Source organism: Thalassospira lucentensis, assembly GCF_032921865.1.
Lineage (GTDB): Bacteria > Pseudomonadota > Alphaproteobacteria > Rhodospirillales > Thalassospiraceae > Thalassospira > Thalassospira lucentensis_A.
In genome coordinates this window covers 64,665-82,217 of the sequence record NZ_CP136684.1, presented here as the reverse complement: position 1 = coordinate 82,217, position 17,553 = coordinate 64,665, and the positions used below count along the sequence as shown (strand labels likewise).

Annotated in this window: 17 protein-coding genes; 11 read left to right on the top strand and 6 right to left on the bottom strand. The window is 54.8% G+C overall.

Going from position 1 to position 17,553, the window contains the following annotated elements; all coding sequences use genetic code 11:
• The first annotated feature begins 32 nt into the window (after window positions 1–32).
• Window positions 33–875 (top strand): fumarylacetoacetate hydrolase family protein, encoded by an 843-nt coding sequence (locus R1T41_RS01225; protein WP_317339379.1) that lies wholly within the window; start codon window positions 33–35, stop codon window positions 873–875.
• Window positions 876–935: 60 nt separating this feature from the next.
• Here the strand turns inward: R1T41_RS01225 and R1T41_RS01220 are convergent, their stop codons facing one another.
• Window positions 936–2,525, bottom strand: coding sequence for an FGGY-family carbohydrate kinase (locus R1T41_RS01220; protein ID WP_317339377.1), 1,590 nt, complete (start codon window positions 2,523–2,525; stop codon window positions 936–938).
• Window positions 2,526–2,802: 277 nt separating this feature from the next.
• Here R1T41_RS01220 and R1T41_RS01215 point away from each other — a divergent pair, with 277 nt between their 5' ends.
• Complete coding sequence (locus R1T41_RS01215; protein WP_317339376.1) at window positions 2,803–3,483, top strand: HAD family phosphatase; 681 nt, start codon at window positions 2,803–2,805, stop codon at window positions 3,481–3,483.
• A gap of 6 nt (window positions 3,484–3,489) precedes the next feature.
• Here the strand turns inward: R1T41_RS01215 and R1T41_RS01210 are convergent, their stop codons facing one another.
• Window positions 3,490–4,221 carry a FadR/GntR family transcriptional regulator gene (locus R1T41_RS01210; RefSeq protein ID WP_062950776.1) on the bottom strand — a complete coding sequence of 244 codons (732 nt, stop codon included), beginning with the start codon at window positions 4,219–4,221 and terminating at the stop codon, window positions 3,490–3,492.
• Between the two features lie 133 nt (window positions 4,222–4,354).
• Between R1T41_RS01210 and R1T41_RS01205 the strand changes: the two genes are divergently transcribed.
• The 3 genes from R1T41_RS01205 (at window position 4,355) to R1T41_RS01195 (ending at window position 7,167) form a co-directional block, all read left to right on the top strand.
• Complete coding sequence (locus R1T41_RS01205; RefSeq protein ID WP_317339375.1) at window positions 4,355–5,338, top strand: aldose 1-epimerase; 984 nt, start codon at window positions 4,355–4,357, stop codon at window positions 5,336–5,338.
• A gap of 85 nt (window positions 5,339–5,423) precedes the next feature.
• Complete coding sequence (locus tag R1T41_RS01200) at window positions 5,424–6,140, top strand: FadR/GntR family transcriptional regulator (protein WP_082824712.1); 717 nt, start codon at window positions 5,424–5,426, stop codon at window positions 6,138–6,140.
• Window positions 6,141–6,264: 124 nt separating this feature from the next.
• Window positions 6,265–7,167: an SMP-30/gluconolactonase/LRE family protein gene (locus tag R1T41_RS01195; RefSeq protein WP_317339374.1), complete on the top strand. Its 903-nt coding sequence runs from the start codon at window positions 6,265–6,267 to the stop codon at window positions 7,165–7,167.
• Between the two features lie 74 nt (window positions 7,168–7,241).
• Here the strand turns inward: R1T41_RS01195 and R1T41_RS01190 are convergent, their stop codons facing one another.
• On the bottom strand, window positions 7,242–8,006 hold the full coding sequence (locus R1T41_RS01190) for a 2-keto-4-pentenoate hydratase (protein WP_317339373.1): 765 nt from the start codon (window positions 8,004–8,006) through the stop codon (window positions 7,242–7,244).
• Window positions 8,007–8,283: 277 nt separating this feature from the next.
• Here R1T41_RS01190 and kdgD point away from each other — a divergent pair, with 277 nt between their 5' ends.
• The 6 genes from kdgD to R1T41_RS01160 all read left to right on the top strand — a co-directional run bounded on the left by kdgD (window position 8,284) and on the right by R1T41_RS01160 (window position 13,670).
• Window positions 8,284–9,210: a 5-dehydro-4-deoxyglucarate dehydratase gene (gene kdgD, locus R1T41_RS01185; protein ID WP_317339372.1), complete on the top strand. Its 927-nt coding sequence runs from the start codon at window positions 8,284–8,286 to the stop codon at window positions 9,208–9,210.
• Window positions 9,211–9,413: 203 nt separating this feature from the next.
• The gene (locus R1T41_RS01180) at window positions 9,414–10,406 is read left to right on the top strand and encodes a TRAP transporter substrate-binding protein (protein WP_317339370.1); all 993 of its coding nucleotides are present in this window, start codon (window positions 9,414–9,416) and stop codon (window positions 10,404–10,406) included.
• Between the two features lie 93 nt (window positions 10,407–10,499).
• Window positions 10,500–11,045, top strand: a complete 546-nt coding sequence (locus R1T41_RS01175; RefSeq protein WP_317339368.1) for a TRAP transporter small permease — start codon at window positions 10,500–10,502, stop codon at window positions 11,043–11,045.
• A complete protein-coding gene (locus R1T41_RS01170) occupies window positions 11,046–12,335 on the top strand; it encodes a TRAP transporter large permease (RefSeq protein WP_247795372.1) in 1,290 nt (429 codons plus the stop codon).
• A gap of 33 nt (window positions 12,336–12,368) precedes the next feature.
• Window positions 12,369–13,163, top strand: a complete 795-nt coding sequence (locus tag R1T41_RS01165; protein ID WP_317339367.1) for an NAD-dependent epimerase/dehydratase family protein — start codon at window positions 12,369–12,371, stop codon at window positions 13,161–13,163.
• A gap of 141 nt (window positions 13,164–13,304) precedes the next feature.
• Window positions 13,305–13,670, top strand: a complete 366-nt coding sequence (locus tag R1T41_RS01160) for a hypothetical protein (protein WP_317339365.1) — start codon at window positions 13,305–13,307, stop codon at window positions 13,668–13,670.
• Here R1T41_RS01160 and fhuB read toward each other — a convergent pair.
• From fhuB to R1T41_RS01145, 3 genes are read right to left on the bottom strand one after another with little or no spacing between them, the layout of a single operon-like run.
• Window positions 13,667–15,676, bottom strand: a complete 2,010-nt coding sequence (gene fhuB / locus R1T41_RS01155) for a Fe(3+)-hydroxamate ABC transporter permease FhuB (RefSeq protein WP_317339363.1) — start codon at window positions 15,674–15,676, stop codon at window positions 13,667–13,669. The two genes, R1T41_RS01160 and fhuB, sit on opposite strands and share 4 nt — an antisense overlap.
• Window positions 15,673–16,605: an iron-siderophore ABC transporter substrate-binding protein gene (locus R1T41_RS01150; RefSeq protein WP_317339361.1), complete on the bottom strand. Its 933-nt coding sequence runs from the start codon at window positions 16,603–16,605 to the stop codon at window positions 15,673–15,675. The genes fhuB and R1T41_RS01150 overlap by 4 nt, the downstream gene beginning before the upstream one ends.
• A 6-nt stretch (window positions 16,606–16,611) precedes the next feature.
• Window positions 16,612–17,553 (bottom strand): iron-siderophore ABC transporter substrate-binding protein, encoded by a 942-nt coding sequence (locus tag R1T41_RS01145; protein WP_317339359.1) that lies wholly within the window; start codon window positions 17,551–17,553, stop codon window positions 16,612–16,614.

The window sequence follows — 17,553 nt, the reverse complement described above, 5'->3', positions numbered from 1 at the left end:
ATGCAAATAGACCGATCATGGGAGGAAACAAAATGAAACTGCTGCGTTTCGGCGCTGTTGGTGCGGAAAAACCCGGATTACTGGATCAGGGCGGTGTAATCCGAGATTTGTCGGCGGTGATCGAGGATTTCAATCCAGACACCATTTCCGATGCCACCTTTGCCAAAATTGCCACCCTTAATTCGGCAGGCCTTCCGGTCGTCTCAGGCAACCCGCGGATCGGTGCCTGTGTTGCTAAACCGGGCAAGTTTATCTGCATTGGTCTGAACTATTCCGATCACGCGGCGGAAGCAGGCATGCAGGTGCCGCCTGAGCCGATCATCTTTTTCAAGGCAACGTCGGCGGTTTGCGGCCCGAATGACGATGTGGAAATTCCACGCGGTTCGCAAAAATCCGACTGGGAAGTCGAACTGGGCATCGTGATCGGCAAGGAAGCCAAATATGTGACCGAGGCAGAGGCGCTTGATCATGTGGCAGGTTACTGTGTGGTCAATGATGTGTCCGAACGCGCATTTCAGCTTGAACATGCCGGGCAGTGGGTGAAAGGCAAAAGCCATGATACCTTTGGCCCGATTGGCCCGTGGCTTGTAACACGTGACGAGATTGCCGATCCGCAGAACCTGCGCCTGTGGCTGGAACTGAACGGCGAACGCGTCCAGAATGGCAGCACCGCAACCATGGTTTATGGCGTTGCCCATCTGATCAGCTATCTGTCGAAATTCATGACCTTGCAGCCGGGCGACATCATCACAACGGGGACCCCGCCCGGTGTCGGTATGGGCATGACGCCGCAGCGTTTCCTGAAGCCGGGCGATGTCATGGAGCTTGGCGTCGAAGGGCTTGGAAGCCAGCGTCAGAAAACCGTTCAGGCCTGATGAGGCTTGTAAGCAAAATGAAAAGCCCCGCAGTGAATATTGCGGGGCTCTTTTGATGGATCAGCCTGCTGCCATGGCATCAAGTTCCTGTCGGTGGGCATGAAGCTTGTGGAAAATGGCATAGCGCCTGTCGTGGGCGTCCTTTGCGCTTTGGTCCGGCGCGTGGATGGTTTCCTTGCCAGCCATCCGGCGCGACGCAAGTGCAAGACCGCCTTCGGGATGAAGGGCCGCAGCACCCAGCATGGCGGAGCCCAGCAGGACCGGTTCGGCACAATCGGACATCACGACATTGCAGCCGGTGACGTCGGCATAAAGTTTGACCAGAACCGGGCTTGCAGTGTGTCCGCCGCTTAGATGGATATGTTTGATCTCATAGCCCGTTGCATTCAGCGCATCAATGATATGGCGTGTGCCATAGGCAATGGCGCAGGCGGTTGCCCAGTAAAGGTCAAGGAAGCTTTCCTCGCTTTGATCAAGGTTGAGGCCGGAAATCACGCCAAGCGCTTCTGAATCGGCGAGTGGTGATCGGTTGCCATGAAAATCGGGCAGAACATGCAGGCGCGGCGCAAGATCGGGTGTTTCCATCATCCGGTGCAAAAGTTTTTCGCCGGCAAGCTTGTGAGCATCGCGACCCATAGCATGCGAAAAAGGATGCATGGCAACAATGTGATCAAGCAATGCACCGGTTGCCGACTGGCCGCCCTCGTTAAGCCAAAGACCCGGCGCAATCGCCCCGAAATAGGGGCCCCATACGCCCTTGATGAAGCGCGGTTCGGATGACAGCGCCATATGGCAGGTCGAGGTGCCGGCAATCATGGCGAACCGCTCATCCAGATTGCCATCCAGATATTCGCCAAGTGTGCCAAGGGCCCCGGCATGGGCATCAATCAAGCCTGCGCCCACGACGCAATCGGTGGTCAGGCCAAGTTCGGCCGCACTCTGTTCGGACAAATTGGCGATCAGATCGCCAACACCCAATGCCTTGCGGTCAATTCTGGCTTTGCGGGGGAAATCATCAAGGCCGATCTGATCAAGAAATGCGCGATCCCACGAATCATCCTGATGGGCCAGATAGGTCCATTTGCAGGTTATCGTGCAGCAGGACCGCTTGTTGCTGCCGGTTGCGCGGAAAGACAGGAAATCGGCAAGGTCGTAAGCTGCACCCATTTTGTCCCAGTTCTGACGGTGGTGGCGTTTTAACCACATCAGTTTGGGCAATTCCATTTCGGGTGACATGGTGCCGCCGATATATTCAAGAACCTTTGCGCCGGTTTTTGTGCATTCTTCGGCCTCGCGGACCGCGCGGTGGTCCATCCAGACAATAACATCCCAGTTATCGCCGCCGCCTGGGGTGACACCAAGCGGACGGTTATTGGCATCGCGGATCACGAGCGAACAGGTGGCGTCAAACCCGATGGCTGCGACCTGATTGGCTGCGATGTTTGATTTTGCCAGCGCATCACGGACCGATTGGCAAACCGATTGCCAGATATTTTCCGAGTCCTGTTCGACAAAATCGGGCTTTGGTCTGTTCATGGCAATCGCATGGGCGGCACTGCCGAGCAGTTTTCCATCTTGGCTAAACACGCCTGCGCGCGCACTCCCGGTGCCAACATCCACACCGATAATGACTTTGTCTGTAAGGCTCATATGGTATTCCTCCCGCGGGGCCGGCTGGCGGGAACCCTGTATTTCATAGGCAAACCCGATCCCGGTTTTATGCATTCTTCGCGCGTGTTGGTCACCGCGATAAATTAGTGCCGTACGTAATTGAGCAAAAGTGCATCGATTGGTCAAATGTTCATTTTGATTGACGATGACATTCGCGATTGTATAGGCTTTTGTGATCAAACCCAATGAAGCCAGGTTCAACATGGCCCCCGGAAATGTCCAAGATAACGCCCCTAACCCGGCGTCGGCTCCGATCATGATCGGCAAGGATGTCGTTCTTTTCGATTGTGACGGCGTTCTGGTCGACAGTGAACCTATTTCGCTCGCGACGCTTGTCGATGTGCTTGATCATTATGGTGCACCGCTTGATCTTGCCGAAGTGGCCGCCCGTTTTACCGGGCGATCAAGTGCGGCACCAATTGAACATATCCGTATCGAAACCGGACGGGATATCACCGCAGAATTCAAACCGTTCTTTTATGAACGGCTGTTTGCCCGCTATGACGTCGAATTGCAGAAAACAGACGACATTGAGGATGTCTTGACTGCATTAAGCCACCGCAATATCGCGTTTTGCATTTCATCAAGCAGTTCAGTGCAGCGCCTTGAACGTACGATGGCGGTTACCGGCCTTGGTCACTGGTTTGGTACCGACATCTATAGTGCGGATTTCGTCAAGAACGGCAAACCAGCACCTGATCTGTTTTTATATGCCGCCGATAAAATGGGCTTTCGCCCGGAACAGGCGGTGGTGATTGAGGATTCCGTCGCCGGGGTCAAGGCCGCGGTGGCCGCAGGCATGACCTGTATTGGTTATGTCGGTGGCGGGCACTATGTGGAAGATCGCAAAATTGCCGCAGCCCGGCTTTACGAAGCCGGGGCTGACGTGGTTTTTGACGGCATGCGTGATATCGCAGCCCTGATTAGTCAGGGCTGATTTTATCTAGCGTTGACGCAGCAGGCTTTGATACCGGGCCTGACTTTGGCTGAGATGTTCGCGCATTGCCGTGCGGGCGGTTTCGGCATCGCGCGCGGCAATTGCATCAAAGATGCGATGATGTTCGGCCAGAATTTTCTGCATGTAGTTTTTCTGGTCTTCGACCTCTGGAGGGCGGCGGCGCAATTGCGCGCGCGGGATGGTTTTATCGCCCAGATGTTCAAGGAACTCGACATAGCGCCGATTGTTTGTCGCATCTGCAATGGCACGGTGGAACTCGAAATCGGCCTTTTCGGTCGGATTGCCGCGTTCGAACTGGTCGGTCATTTCCTGCAGGGCTTCGTAGATTTTCGCCTGCTGTGCCGCCGAACTTCGCGCACAGGCAAGACCTGCGGCCTCGATCTCGACCGCCATGCGCAGTTCAAGAATTTCCAGAACATCGGAAATCTGCGCGGAATCGACAGCAAAGATTGCGCTACCCAGTTTGCGTGGGCTGGGGGCGAGCACAAACACACCGGCTCCCTGGCGCGGTTCAAGCAAACCGTCGGCCTTTAGGGCTGCGATGGCCTCGCGCACGACCGTGCGGCTGACGCCGAATTGTTCGGTCAGCACGGGCTCGGTCGGCAGTTTGCTGCCGGGGGTGCGCATGCCGCTTTCAATTTCGTGTCGCAGGCTTGCGATGACCTTTTCGGTCAGGGAAACTTTGCGTGGTGCATTTCGCGCGGCGTTGTTGCTCATTTTCTTGCTCTGCAAATCCGCTATGATCGGAACCAGATGTTAATAATGACAAACTTAACATCCTGAAATAGTCCTACGATGTTGGTGACGGAAAGTCATCATATGATTTTGATATAGTGACGAGGCGACGATAATGGCCAAAACGGCCGAAGCTGAATATCGCTGGAACAGCGGCCCTTTCAAGGTCGGGATTGTGCCCCGTGGTGGCGCCATTTCAAGAATTGACTGGGTACGTCCCGACGGCAACGGGGTGATTAACCTTTTGCGCCCGGTTGACGACTATGCCCTGACATCAGGTAATCCGTCGCATCTGGGATGTTTTCCGATGGTGCCGTTTGCCAACCGGCTGGGTTACGCCCAGTTCGAATTCGACGGCAAAACCATCAATGTTCCGGCCAACCGGGCACCGGATCCGCATGCAATTCACGGATTTGGAATTTCCAGTGTCTGGGATATAGAACGCCCGACAGTTGATACCATCCGCTTCAATCACAAACATGACGATCCGCAGACGGGTTTCTGCTATGTCGCCTGGCAACAGATCAAAGTTGCAAACGATACCATTTCAATCGAAATCGGCGTGCGTCATCTGGGAAAGGGACCGATGCCTTATGGGATCGGGTTGCATCCATGGTTCCCCGGCGGTGAAAGCGTATGGGTGCAGTTTGTTGCGACCGACTGTTTTAGCACGGATGAGGGAAAATTGCCGACCACGCGCACCGTGATTGATCTTGGGCGTGACTTTGCCGATGGCAAGATGATCCGCCATCACAAGGGGCTTGATGTTCATTATATCGGCTGGAACAAACAGGCGGAAATGGTCTGGGCAGACCGGCAGTTAAGCCTGCTTCTGGAAGCCAGTGACACTTTGTCGAATCTGCAATTCTATATCCCGGAAAACGGTCAGACATTCTGTGTCGAGCCGGTGTCACATGTACCAAACGTCCATAACCGCCCGGAATTCAAGGAATTCGGCGATGTCAGGGTGCTTGGCTATAACGATACGCTTTCTGGCGTCATGACCCTGACACCAGGCCTTTTGACCGGATCGGATAATGGCCTTGTCGATGATCACGAGGAACCGGTCGGCAGGCGGGATTATTCACTGGTCGACTGATTGCTTCCCCTTTACCCCTTCAGAATTTGCCGATAAAACTTACAAGTAAGAATGACAAGATGACAAGTTGATGGGGATTGGGGAAATGACCGGCTTGCAGCTTAAAATACAGAAGCGTGAAAAGCTTGCGGATCAGCTTTATGGGCAAATTCTGGAACAGATTGTATCTGGCAATCTGTCTGAAGGGGCAAAGCTGCCATCTGAAAATGAAATATGTGCGTCTTTTGGTGTGTCACGGCCCGTGGTACGTGAAGCGCTGCGTAAATTGCAGTCTGACGGGTTGGTTTATGCCCGACAGGGGGTTGGGTCTTTTGTCAAGAAACGTCCGCCACAAGGGTTGATCGAGTTTGGCGGTATCAATGATGTGGCGGGGTTGCTGCGCTGTTTTGAGGCCCGTATCGCGATCGAAGCCGCAACCGCACGCATGGCGGCGGAACGTGCCACGCTGCGCCATCATCGCGATATCGAACGGGCGCTTAAAATGCTTGAACAAGGCATTGCAGCCGGTGACATCGCTGATCAGGCAGATTTTGAATTTCATATGTCAATCGCGCGCGCCAGCGGAAATGATATTTTTGTCACCATGCTGACGTCGCTGCATGGCGTGATTGCCAAAACCATGAATGTCGCGCTTAACATCACCCGTACCGGATCAGCTGACCGGGTGAAAAAGGTTCTTTTGGAACATCGCCAGATTTATGATGCGATCCGCGGGCAGGACGGCGAGAGCGCGGAATTGCTGATGCGTTATCACCTTCATCAGGCCCGTCAGCGGGTAACCGACCATGCGCGTGATATGTAAAGTCGCGGCTATCACGCACAGAACATCCTGTAAAGTTTCCACGCAAATTTGTTGACAAGTGCCCCCGTGCGCCTGCACACAAGTCATATGACGAATTGCGTCGGGAAGAATACAGGAACGGATCATGTCAGGTGATATTTCAGCCGTACAGCAACCCCGCATTCTGCTGGAAGAACGGTTTGAACTGGGCGAATGCCCGAACTGGGACGGAGATAACAGCCGCCTTTACTGGGCTGATATCATTGGTCAGAAAATCCATGCACTTGATATCGAAACCGGGCAGCGCCACAGTTGGTCATTCGAGAGCGAAGTCGGCTGTTTCGGTCTGACCGATCAGGGGCGTCTGGTTGTGGCACTGAAAAGTGACATTGTCCTGTTTGATCCGAAAACCGGTAAGCGCGAAAAACTGGCGGCTGTCGACAGCGACAATGACATGAGCCGCACCAATGACGGCAAGATCGGCCCGGACGGCGCGTTCTGGGTCGGTACCATGGATCAAAACATCGACAAGCAACCGGTAGCATCGCTTTATCGTGTGACCGGTAAAGGGCAGGTCGAACACAAGGCTGGCGGGATCAAGATTTCCAACGGTCTGGCTTGGTCGCCCGATGGACGGGTCATGTATCACTCGGATTCTCGCGGGCCGTGGGTCAATCGCTGGAACTTTGATGCCAAAACCGGCGCGATTGGCAATTGCCAGCGTTTCCTTGATCTTGATGACACGGTCGGGCGTCCGGATGGTGCGGCGGTTGACATGGAAGGCTGCTATTGGAGTGCGGGTGTTTCGGCGGGCAAACTGAACCGTTTTGGCCCTGATGGCACATTGTTGCTATCTATTGATATGCCGATGCCAAATCCCACCATGCCGTGCTTTGGCGGGGCGGATATGAAAACGCTTTATGTCACCAGCCATATGGAAAACTACCCGGCGGAAAAGCGTGACGAATTCCCCGATGCGGGCAAACTTGTCATGCTGCGTGTCGATGTCGCGGGGGTGCCGGTCAACCGGTTCCGCGAAGGCGGATAAGGTATAAGACCTGAATCAAAAGGGCCGTGCAGTTTGTTCTGCACGGCCCTTTTTCTTTTGGTTTTCCGGATGCCTTATCCGGTTTTGATGGTTGCATGTGCTGTGCCGATGCCATCAAAGATTGCCTCGATCCGGCCATGGCTGGTCAGGGTCGGTACCGCACAGGCCCCGGTGGTGATGACGTCACCCGCCTTTAAATGTGTGCCGCGTTTGGCAAGGAAACCGGCGAGATAAGCCAATCCGCCAAACGGATCAGGCCATGCGGCGGGATCGCTGTTCTGGGCGAGGATTTTGTCATCCGATCTTGTTTCGACCGGGACATTCAGAAACGCCATGTCTCGCCAGTTGGTGATTTCCGGGCCTAGCACCAGATAACCTGTCGAGTTCAGATCGGCCAGTGTTGCAACCGGTCCCTGTCTTTCACGATATCTGCGGTCCGCGATTTCGATTGCCAGATGCACGCTTTTGATGTGGTCCAGTACCTTATCAATGGTGGCGTTGCCATCGGGCGTGCTGGCCATGACCACGGCAATCTCGGCCTCGATATTTGGGAAATGAACATCATTTGTGGTGATGGTCGCCCCGTTTTCGATGATCCGGCCATCCAGCAACGGCCCGACCAGCGGCCCTTCAATCCCAAGCCCAGCCTGTGCAGCGCGTGTCGCGACCGAAAGCTTCCATCCGGTTTGCTTCGCGCCAGTCAGGGCAAGAGTGGCTTGCTGTATGTCGTAGGCAGTATCGAAGTCGACCGGACTCGCGTCTGCGGGCAGGGGATCTATCAGAATGTTTTGCTTAAACGCATCGGCCAGAATCCGGCTTGCCTTGGTGATGTCGGTCATTTTCCGCGCGCATCCTTCTGTTTTTGCGATGTTTTCAGCAGCGTAGCGGCATGAAAGTATAAAGTCATCATATCAATTGTCGAGAGTCATGGATTTGCAGTGTCAATCCCGTTGATATGATGATTCGGTTGAAGGGGTGGTATGGGCCAAATTCCCGGTAAATCGCTGTTTTCTCGCTAGACTAAAGTTTGTGAGTAATATGATTGACAAAATGATATGATGAATTTATAGAATCATCATAGGTTATGTCGCCGATTTATGAGTTGAAGGACGATTTATGCATTATCAGGATCTGAAAACGGCTATTGGTGCCGGGCTTCTTTCTTTCCCGGTTACGCCGTTCAAGGCGGATGGTTCGCTGGATATGGATACCTACCGTACACATGTTGGCTGGCTGGCCCAGTATCCGGCAGCTGCGCTGTTTGCGGCGGGTGGCACAGGCGAATTTTTCTCGCTGACCCCGGCGGAAGTCGTTCAGACCGTCCGCGTTGCCAAGGAAGTTGCCGGTGATACCCCGATCATTGCCGGTTGCGGTTATGGTACGGCAATGGCCGTCGAACTGGCGCGCGAATGTGAAAAGGCCGGTGCGGATGGTCTGCTTCTGCTGCCGCAGTATCTGGTTGGTGCCAAGCAGGAAGGCCTGTATGAGCGCGTCAAGGCGGTTTGTAATGCAGTGAGTATCGGTGTGATTGTTTACAACCGCGACAACTCGATCCTGTCTGCCGAAACGCTTTCGAAATTGTGTGACGAGTGTCCCAACCTGGTCGGCTTCAAGGATGGGCACGGCGATATCGAACTGGTAACGCGCGTTTGTGTCACGATGGGGGATCGTCTTTCCTATATCGGTGGGATGCCGACAGCCGAAGTTTTTGCCAAGGCATACAAGGCGGCGGGTGCGACCACCTATTCGTCGGCGATCTTCAACTTCCTGCCCAAGCAGGCGCTGGAATTCTATGACGCGCTGACAACTGACGACGATGCTACGATGAACCGCATCCTGACCGATTTCTTCTATCCGTATCTTGCGGTGCGTGATCGCGGCACGGGTTATGCCGTGTCGATCGTCAAGGCAGGGATGCGCGTTATTGGCCGTGATACCGGCCCGGTTCGCAGCCCGCTTACCGATCTGAGCGGTGAAGAACATGACATGCTGGCTGACGTTATCCGTAAGGCGTTCGGCGAGGACGCACTTAAGGCTGCCTAAGCTTGGCGACCCCGGCAGGTGGCTTCTGCCGGGATTACCTCTGTGACGCCGCAAAAGCAAATGGCGCGCAAAATTCGGCTGTCAGAAAAACCATTACTTGTTGTTACAAGTGACAAGATGTAAGATTTTCTGACAACAACTGGTCCCATCAGGGAAAACAAGACTTTAACGTTGAATGACATAAAGTCACGGGAGGAATATCAATGAACAAGTTAATGAAGACCACCACACTGACACTTGCCGCAGCGGCAATGTCGATCGCCTTTGTCGCCGGTGCGCAAGCACGCGAATGGCGCGGCTGGAACATCCATCCGGCAGACTATCCGGTTTCGACCGGGATGGAAGAATTTGCCCGTCTGATCAATGAAAAATCCGGTGGCGACCTTGAAGCCAAGGTTTATCACGGCGGCGTTCTGGGCGATCAGCCCGATGCCATTCAGCAGGTTCGCCTTGGCGGTCTGGACTGGGCTGTTTTCAACCTCGGCCCGCTCGGTGAAGTTGCGCCTGAAGCAAACGTTGTTTCGCTGCCTTTCATCTTCAAAAACGTCGATGCCATGCATGAAGTCATGGACGGTCCGGCAGGTCAGCAGATCGCAGACGGCCTTGCCGAAGCAGGTCTTCAGGCTCTTGGCTGGTACGATTCCGGTGCGCGTTCCTTCTATAATACCAAGCATCCGATCAACACGCCCGAAGATCTCAAAGGTCTTAAATTCCGCGTGATGAGCAACGATTTGTATGTGCAGATGGTTGCAGCCCTTGGCGGCAACGCAACCCCGATGCCGTATGGCGAAGTTTATCAGTCGCTGAAAACCGGTGTTATTGATGGCGCGGAAAACAACTATCCGTCCTATGACAGCTCCGGCCATTTCGAAGCTGCCAAATACTATTCGGTGACCCAGCATCTGATCCTTCCGGAATGCCTGTGCGTGAACAAGGCGCTTTATGATGGCCTGTCAGATGACGAGAAGAAAATCCTTCAGGAAGCCGCAGATGAGTCGGTCAAGGTTCAGCGCGCTGCCTGGGCAGAACGTGCAGAAAAGTCCAAAGAGAAAGTTGTTGCAGCCGGTATCGAAGTGAACGAAGTCGCCGACAAGGCAGCGTTCCAGGATGCGATGCAGCCTGTATATGACAACTTCATCAAAGCCAATCCGGATCTGGCCGATCTGGTCAAGGCGATCCAGGACGCCCAGAAATAATTGATCAAGCCATAGAAGGGCGGCGACATTTTCGCCGCCCTTCTTTACGCTTGTATCCGGTCTTTTTGTTAATCCATTTCTGGCGGCGTGCGAATGCTTTCACAACTCACCGGGATGCTTGACCGTTTGGGTGGCGGACTAGCCAAAATCCTTAATCTGATCGGCGGAATTGCGCTGATAGCGTTGATCCCCAGTTTTGCCTGGCTGGTTTTCGGGCGTTATGTCCTTAACGAAACCCCGACCTGGGTCGAACAGATTTCCCTGATCCTGATTGTTCTGATTACTTTTCCGGTTGCTGCAGCCTGTATCCGTGACAACAGCCATCTTTCGGTATCATTTTTCCGCGATGCATTACCGCCCAAGGCCGCGGCTGTATTGGCTTTGATCAGTTATGCGACCATGGTGGTATTCGGTTTTTACATGTTGGTCGGCGCCTACGATCTGGTTGTTTTCAACTGGGCCAAAAGCATGCCGATCATCCATGTTCCCGACGGATTGCGGTCCATTCCGATGCTGGTTTGTGGCGGGGGCATCGTATTTTACAGCCTCGTGCATATCCTTAAAATCATCACCGGTTGGAAAACCATCGCGCATAGCCGGTTTTACAGCGACGAATTGCTTGATAAGGACACTGAATAAATGGGCATGACCATTCTTTTGGGCCTGTTTGCCGTTGGTATTGTCATTGGCATGCCCGTTGCCCTTGCACTTGGTATTGCGGCCCTTGCGACCTTTTTCTTTGAAGGTCTGCCAACCCTGATCGCGTTTCAGCGTATTGGTTCGGGCATCAGTGCCTTTTCGCTTCTGGCCATTCCGTTCTTTATCTTTGCCGGTGAACTGATGCTTCATGGCGGGATTGCCAACCGGCTGGTGCAGTTTGCAACCGCACTGGTCGGCAGCCGCCGCGGCGGACTTGGCATTGTGAACGTGTTTTCATCGATGCTGTTTGGTGGCATTTCCGGATCGGCCGTAGCCGATACCTCTGCACTTGGCTCGATCCTGATCCCGGTGATGAAAAAGGAAGGCTACCGTGCCGATTATGCGGTCAACGTTACGGTGACCTCGTCGATCGCGGGTATCATGATCCCGCCCAGCCATAACATGATCCTCTATGCGGTTGCGGCCGGTGGCGGGATTTCGATTTCCAAGCTGTTCATGGCGGGACTGGTGCCGGGCATCATCATGTGCCTGCTGCTTGGCCTTGCGACATGGCTTGTGGCGATCAAGCATGGCTATCCGGCTGTACCGTTTCCGGGATGGCGGGTTGTCGGGGTTACGGCCATTCGCGCCATTCCGGGCTTTTTCACAGCCGTGATTATCGTCGGCGGTGTGTTGAGCGGTGTGTTCACAGTGACGGAATCCGGAGCCATCGGTGTGGCCTATGCGTTGATCATTACCGGGCTTGTCTATCGAGAACTGAACTGGGCCGGTTTTGTTGCGGCGGTCAAGCAATCGGCGAAGACAACGGCCCTTGTCATGCTGCTGGTCGGGTGTGCATCGGCCTATGGCTATATGCTGGCGTTTTATCAGGTACCCGATGCATTGGCGCATGCGATTACATCCGTCACCGATAACCCGATCATGGTTTTGCTATTGATCAATGTCATGCTGCTGATTGCCGGCATGATCATGGATATGGCCGCATTGATCCTGATCTGTACGCCGATCTTCCTGCCACTGGCGACCCAATTCGGCATGGACCCGATCCAGTTCGGTATGGTGCTGATGATGAATTTGGGGCTTGGCCTTTGTACGCCACCGGTCGGCTCCTGCCTGTTTGTCGGTTGCGCGATTGGCGGGGTGAAGATCGAGAAGGCCGTAATGACGATCTGGCCATTCTATCTGGCGATCCTGACGGCGCTTATGCTGACAACCTATGTACCGGCGATCTCCCTGACGCTACCGAACCTTGTGTTCGGTGGGGGCTGATTGCGGACCAAGATGACTTCAAAGAGGAAGACGATGAAACGTTTGCTGATTACCGGTGCTGCCGGCAACCTTGGAAAAATCCTGCGCGAGGGGCTTAAAGGCTATGCCGATGTCCTACGCCTTTCGGATATCGCACCGATGGACCCGGCCGGTCTTGGCGAGGAAGTCGTGCCGTGCGATCTTTCGGATCGAGCGGCTGTGCATGAACTGACCAAGGATTGCGACGGGATCATTCATCTGGGCGGAATTTCGATTGAGGCCGCATTTGATGACCTGCTGCAGGCCAATTTTCTTGGCACCTATAACCTGTATGAAGGTGCGCGCAAAAATGGCAAGCCGCGCATCCTGTTTGCCAGCTCGAACCACGCCATCGGGTTCCACAAGCGCACGACCAAGCTTGATGACAAATCCGAACTACGCCCCGACAGCCTTTATGGTGTCACCAAATGTTATGGCGAGGCATTGGCAAGCTATTACTACGACAAGTTCGATGTTGAAACCGTCTCACTTCGCATCGGGTCGTGCTTTGAAAAGCCGCGAGATCGCCGGATGCTGTCGACATGGATGAGCCCGCGCGATTTTATTTCCCTCATGAAGGCGGTATTTGATGCGCCGATGACTGGCCATCTAGTGATGTATGGTGTGTCGAACAACCGCACGAAATGGTGGAGCAACGACCATGCCGACCTGATCGGCTGGCAGCCGCAGGACAGTTCCGATATCTTCCGCGAAGAAATCGAGGCAGCCTTCCCGGCTGAGGATCGCCATGATCCGGCTGTGATCTATCAGGGCGGTGGTTTTGCCGCCAAAGGCCACTTCGAAGACTGATCCTTGATTTTTGTTACGCATATAAAGGGCCGCATAAGCGGCCCTTTGTTGTTTTTGGTGAAAAAACGCTGCTGCATTTCGTCTATGAGATAATGACCAGTTACTTTCGGCATGAGGAAATTGATGTTCAGATCAAGCTCGTTGACGGATGATATTATACTGTTCGAGATGGTTGATGCGCAAAGTGCTGCCGATGGGGAGAGCTATATCAGGGCTCTTTACGCACTATCGGCCCGAACGGAACCGGTGATATTGATCATGCTTTTTACCGGGCATGTCGAGCAGGATCACGAAACCCGCAAACAGGCGGCGCTTTGGTTCAGGCAGAACCGAGACCGGTTGCCGTGCTTCGCCAAGGGACTGATACAGGTGGAGCCGGATCACGAACATGACCATGTCGAAGAGGTCGAGAACAGCAACTTTGCAAGAATGCTGCCCTTTCCCCTTAAACATGCGCATAGCTTTGACGAGGCCTATGCACTGGCGAAGAACTGGCCGAAGATCTAGCGTTTGCGGATTGCCAGAAACAGGAAATACGCCGTTCCGATCAGGGCGGCGATCAGGCCGGTTGGTAATTGCTGGGGATAGAGCATATTTCTGGCCATCCATTCGGCAACCATCATCACATTCGCCCCGATCAGAACTGCGCCCAGCAAATGCCCCCCCGCAAGCCGGTAACCGGCAATCCGTGCGAGATGCGGGGCCATCAGCCCGACGAAGCTGAGTGGTCCGACAAGCAGCGTTGCACTGGCGGCAAGGATGGCGGCAAGCAGCATGATGAAGAACTGGAAACCTGAAATGCCAAGGCCAAGCGAGGTGGCCTGATCATTGCCAAATGACGCCAGCTCAAGCGGGCGGCGCACCGCAATCACCACAACCAGCAAGGCTGCGGTGACCCCCGCGACGATCAGGACTTCGTCCATGCGGGTGAAATAGGTTGTGCCCGCCAGCCACGAAATCAGCATTGATGTTTGCGTGCCACTGCGGGTCAGCGCAATGCGAACAATCGCGCCCAAAATGGCAGTTAAGGCCAGGCCGTTTAGCAACAGGTAATGCGGGGCGTGGGTGAATTTCCGGCATAGCAGTAGCAGGACGATCAGCGAAATGATCCCGCCGGCAGCACCGACAAACATCAGTTCGGCACGTTGTCCGAAGCCAAAGAAAACAAGGGCGATGATCATGGCGAGTGCGGTGGCAGAACTGACGCCGGTGATTTCCGGGCTGGCCAATGGGTTGCGCCCGACGCGCTGAATTAACGTGCCTGAAACCGCGAGAGCCGCGCCGCAAATGATCGCGGCAAAGGTCCGTTCGGAACGCTGGAGGACGATGTCATGGAAGCTTTCACCACCAGTCAGAAATACGAAATCATGACCGTTAAACGACACAAACAAGGATAAGCCCAAGCCTGTAACCAGCCCTAATACCAGCAGGAGGCTCAGCAGATTTTTCGACACAATGTGCTGATCTGGATGATGGTCCTCGCTTTGTTGGCCAGGCATGATCCGGGCCTTGCGCAGGATCAGTATAATAAATGGTGCGCCGATCAAGGCAGTGGCTGCACCAGTTGGAACGATGTCGCCATCAAGCCCGTTCATCTGCCGGACAATAAAGTCGATACACAATAGTGCAAAGCCGCCGGTCAACAGCGAATAGATCATCAGATCGCGCGAACGTGTCAGACCGGCAATACGCAGGGCGGCAGGGACGGCCAGACCGATAAAACCGATCAACCCGGCAGTCGAAATGACCGATGCAGTAATGAAAACGGCAAAGCCCAGGATCAACAGCCGCAAGATGGTGACGCGAGCACCAAGTGAGCTTGCGGTGTCGTCGCCAAGGGCAAGAAGATCAAGCGGGCGCGAGAGAAGCAGAACAACAGCAACACCGACCAGCAGGCGGGGCAAAACAAACTGCGTTGAGTCCCAGCCGTTTTGCGCGAGGTCACCCGCCCCCCACATGAATACCGATTGCAGATACTGTTCGTTAAACAGCAGAAAAATCTGCGTACCCGATTGCAGCATCAGATTGATGATCATCCCGGCCAGTATCAGCCAAAGCGTCGCATTGGCGCGCCGCGATGCAATCAGGTAAACCGCGCCAAGGGCGATCATGCCACCGGCAAGGGCCGCGGCTTCTTTGAACTGGGCGAGTGCCGCCGGGGCCAGAAGCAGGAAAACCGTCAGGGCAAATTCAACACCTGCACCGACACCAAGGGTCGTCGGAGATGCGAGCGGATTACGCAATACCGTCTGGATCGCTGCCCCGGCGAGGGCCAAACCGGCACCACAGATAAAGGCCATTGTGATCCGAGGCAGGGTGCTGAAATGAAACAGGATCTGATCGAAATCAGTTTCGTCGGGATGAAACAGCACATTCATCCCGGCCCCCTTTTGAAGGAACGGCCAAAGATCATTGATCAGGATGGCAACCGAACAGATTGCAAGTGCAAGGCATAGGAGCGCCGGGCCGCGATAGAAAAACCGGCTCATGTCACGACTCGTTTCGCCGCTCATTTAACCGGGCCACTTTCCATGCTTTCGGCAAGAAGCCGGGCAAAGCGCAGGGCGGATGGCATGCCGCCATATGCCCAGACGACAGGCAGTTCGTAAACCCGGTCGTTGCGAACGAAATCAAGGATTTTCCACACCGGCGATGCCCAGACCTTTTCGCGGATCACATCGGGTACCGGGTTCAGGTACACCAGCGTATCCTGTGCACGCGGGCCAAGGATTTCGACGCCCCCCTTGGCAAAGCCCCAATTGTTGACCGGACCCTGATAGGCCAGTGGTAGATCCATTTTCGCCAGGACGGTGCCGGGCAGGGACGATTTGCCATAAAGCCCGATATGGCTTTCGGATACGAACTGGGTGATTGCAAGGGCGCGGCCCGGTGGCATGGCAGCCCGGATGCGAGCACCATATTCGGCGAATTTGTCATCGGCATCGGCAAGCCATGCGGCGGCTTCTACCTCGCGCCCGGTGGCTTTGGCGAGTGTATCGAAAAGTTTACGGGCTTCGGGCAGGGCATCGAGGTTGTTGTTATAGATCGACAGAACAATGGTTGGGGCGATGGCATTGAAATTGTCATATGCCATTTCAAGATCCTTGCTGATCACGATCAGGTCGGGCTTGGCATCGCGCAGGGCTTCGATATTGGGGGCCGCGCGCTGGCCGATGTCGGTGAAGTTTTCGGGAAGGTCAGGTTTGGCAACCCAATCGAGATAGTCATCGGGATCGGCAATCGCGACCGGATCAAGCCCAAGAGCAATGACCGTTTCGGTCGTGGCCCAGTTCGTTACCGCAACGCGTTTTGCCGGTGCGTCAAGGGTCAGTGTGCCGCGTTCATGCTCAATCGTGACAGGTTCGGCGATTGCCATTTTGGGTGCAAGAGGTGCGGTCAAACCGGCGATCACGGACAGGCAAAGAAACAGGTATCTGGTCATATCGATTTACGATCCGTGTGCGTCGGTGATGGCGTCGGCAAGCTGTTCGGCAAAACGTACTGCCGACAAAATTCCACCGAATGTCCAGCTTGTCGGGACTTCATAAACGGTATTTTGCCGGTTGAAAGGTAATGCTTTCCAGACCGGGGAGCCAAACAGTTTGGTTTTAACCGCCGCGGGTGTCGGTTCGATATAGGCGAAGTGGGCCGGGCCAAGTTTGGCCAGGTCACCAATTTCGCCGTTGCTGAACCCCCAGCCATTGACCGGGCCGGTCCAGGTATTGGCAAAACCCATCCGCGCCAGCGTCGATCCGAAAAGCGATGTGGTACCGTGAATGCGGAAATGGGCATCGTCGAGGATGCGCACGACCGCGAATTTCGCATCGTCGCCAACCGCCTTGCGGATGCGATCGGCGGCGGTAGCAATACGTTGATTGGCAGATGCGATGATTTCTTCGGCTTTGTCACTGCGCCCAGTCAGTTGGCCGACATTGCGCATCAGGTCTTCGGCCCTGTCGAGAGCAGGCTGGTCGGTGTTATAGATCGAATAGACCATGGTCGGCGCGAAGGCCGAAAGTTTGTCATAGGCCATGGCGACGTCGCTGCTTATCAGGATGACTTCGGGGCGGCTGTCGCGCAGGGCTTCAAAATTCGGGGCCATGCGGGTGCCAAGATCGACAAACTTGGCGGGCAATGCCGGTTCGACCACCCATTCGCGATATCCGTCAGCCTCGGGTATGGCGACCGGGGCAATGCCAAGGGCCAAAACCGTTTCGGTCAGTGACCAGTTCGATACGGCAATCCGGTTCGGTGGGGTCGCAAAATTCACCGTTCCCATTTCGTGGGTATAGGTTTCAGCCAGCGCGATTGACGGGGCGATGGTCGGGGCAAGGATGCCGGTAGCAATCACGCAGGAACAGGCGATTGAAGCGATCAGGCGGTTTCGCAT

What these genes read in the sequence shown, in the direction of transcription:
- R1T41_RS01225 (WP_317339379.1), top strand. Translation starts at nt 33, where the DNA reads ATGAAACTGCTGCGTTTCGGCGCTGTTGGTGCGGAAAAACCCGGATTA.
- R1T41_RS01220 (WP_317339377.1), bottom strand. Translation starts at nt 2,525, where the DNA reads ATGAGCCTTACAGACAAAGTCATTATCGGTGTGGATGTTGGCACCGGG.
- R1T41_RS01215 (WP_317339376.1), top strand. Translation starts at nt 2,803, where the DNA reads ATGATCGGCAAGGATGTCGTTCTTTTCGATTGTGACGGCGTTCTGGTC.
- R1T41_RS01210 (WP_062950776.1), bottom strand. Translation starts at nt 4,221, where the DNA reads ATGAGCAACAACGCCGCGCGAAATGCACCACGCAAAGTTTCCCTGACC.
- R1T41_RS01205 (WP_317339375.1), top strand. Translation starts at nt 4,355, where the DNA reads ATGGCCAAAACGGCCGAAGCTGAATATCGCTGGAACAGCGGCCCTTTC.
- R1T41_RS01200 (WP_082824712.1), top strand. Translation starts at nt 5,424, where the DNA reads ATGACCGGCTTGCAGCTTAAAATACAGAAGCGTGAAAAGCTTGCGGAT.
- R1T41_RS01195 (WP_317339374.1), top strand. Translation starts at nt 6,265, where the DNA reads ATGTCAGGTGATATTTCAGCCGTACAGCAACCCCGCATTCTGCTGGAA.
- R1T41_RS01190 (WP_317339373.1), bottom strand. Translation starts at nt 8,006, where the DNA reads ATGACCGACATCACCAAGGCAAGCCGGATTCTGGCCGATGCGTTTAAG.
- kdgD (WP_317339372.1), top strand. Translation starts at nt 8,284, where the DNA reads ATGCATTATCAGGATCTGAAAACGGCTATTGGTGCCGGGCTTCTTTCT.
- R1T41_RS01180 (WP_317339370.1), top strand. Translation starts at nt 9,414, where the DNA reads ATGAACAAGTTAATGAAGACCACCACACTGACACTTGCCGCAGCGGCA.
- R1T41_RS01175 (WP_317339368.1), top strand. Translation starts at nt 10,500, where the DNA reads ATGCTTTCACAACTCACCGGGATGCTTGACCGTTTGGGTGGCGGACTA.
- R1T41_RS01170 (WP_247795372.1), top strand. Translation starts at nt 11,046, where the DNA reads ATGGGCATGACCATTCTTTTGGGCCTGTTTGCCGTTGGTATTGTCATT.
- R1T41_RS01165 (WP_317339367.1), top strand. Translation starts at nt 12,369, where the DNA reads ATGAAACGTTTGCTGATTACCGGTGCTGCCGGCAACCTTGGAAAAATC.
- fhuB (WP_317339363.1), bottom strand. Translation starts at nt 15,676, where the DNA reads ATGAGCGGCGAAACGAGTCGTGACATGAGCCGGTTTTTCTATCGCGGC.
- R1T41_RS01150 (WP_317339361.1), bottom strand. Translation starts at nt 16,605, where the DNA reads ATGACCAGATACCTGTTTCTTTGCCTGTCCGTGATCGCCGGTTTGACC.
- R1T41_RS01145 (WP_317339359.1), bottom strand. Translation starts at nt 17,553, where the DNA reads ATGCGAAACCGCCTGATCGCTTCAATCGCCTGTTCCTGCGTGATTGCT.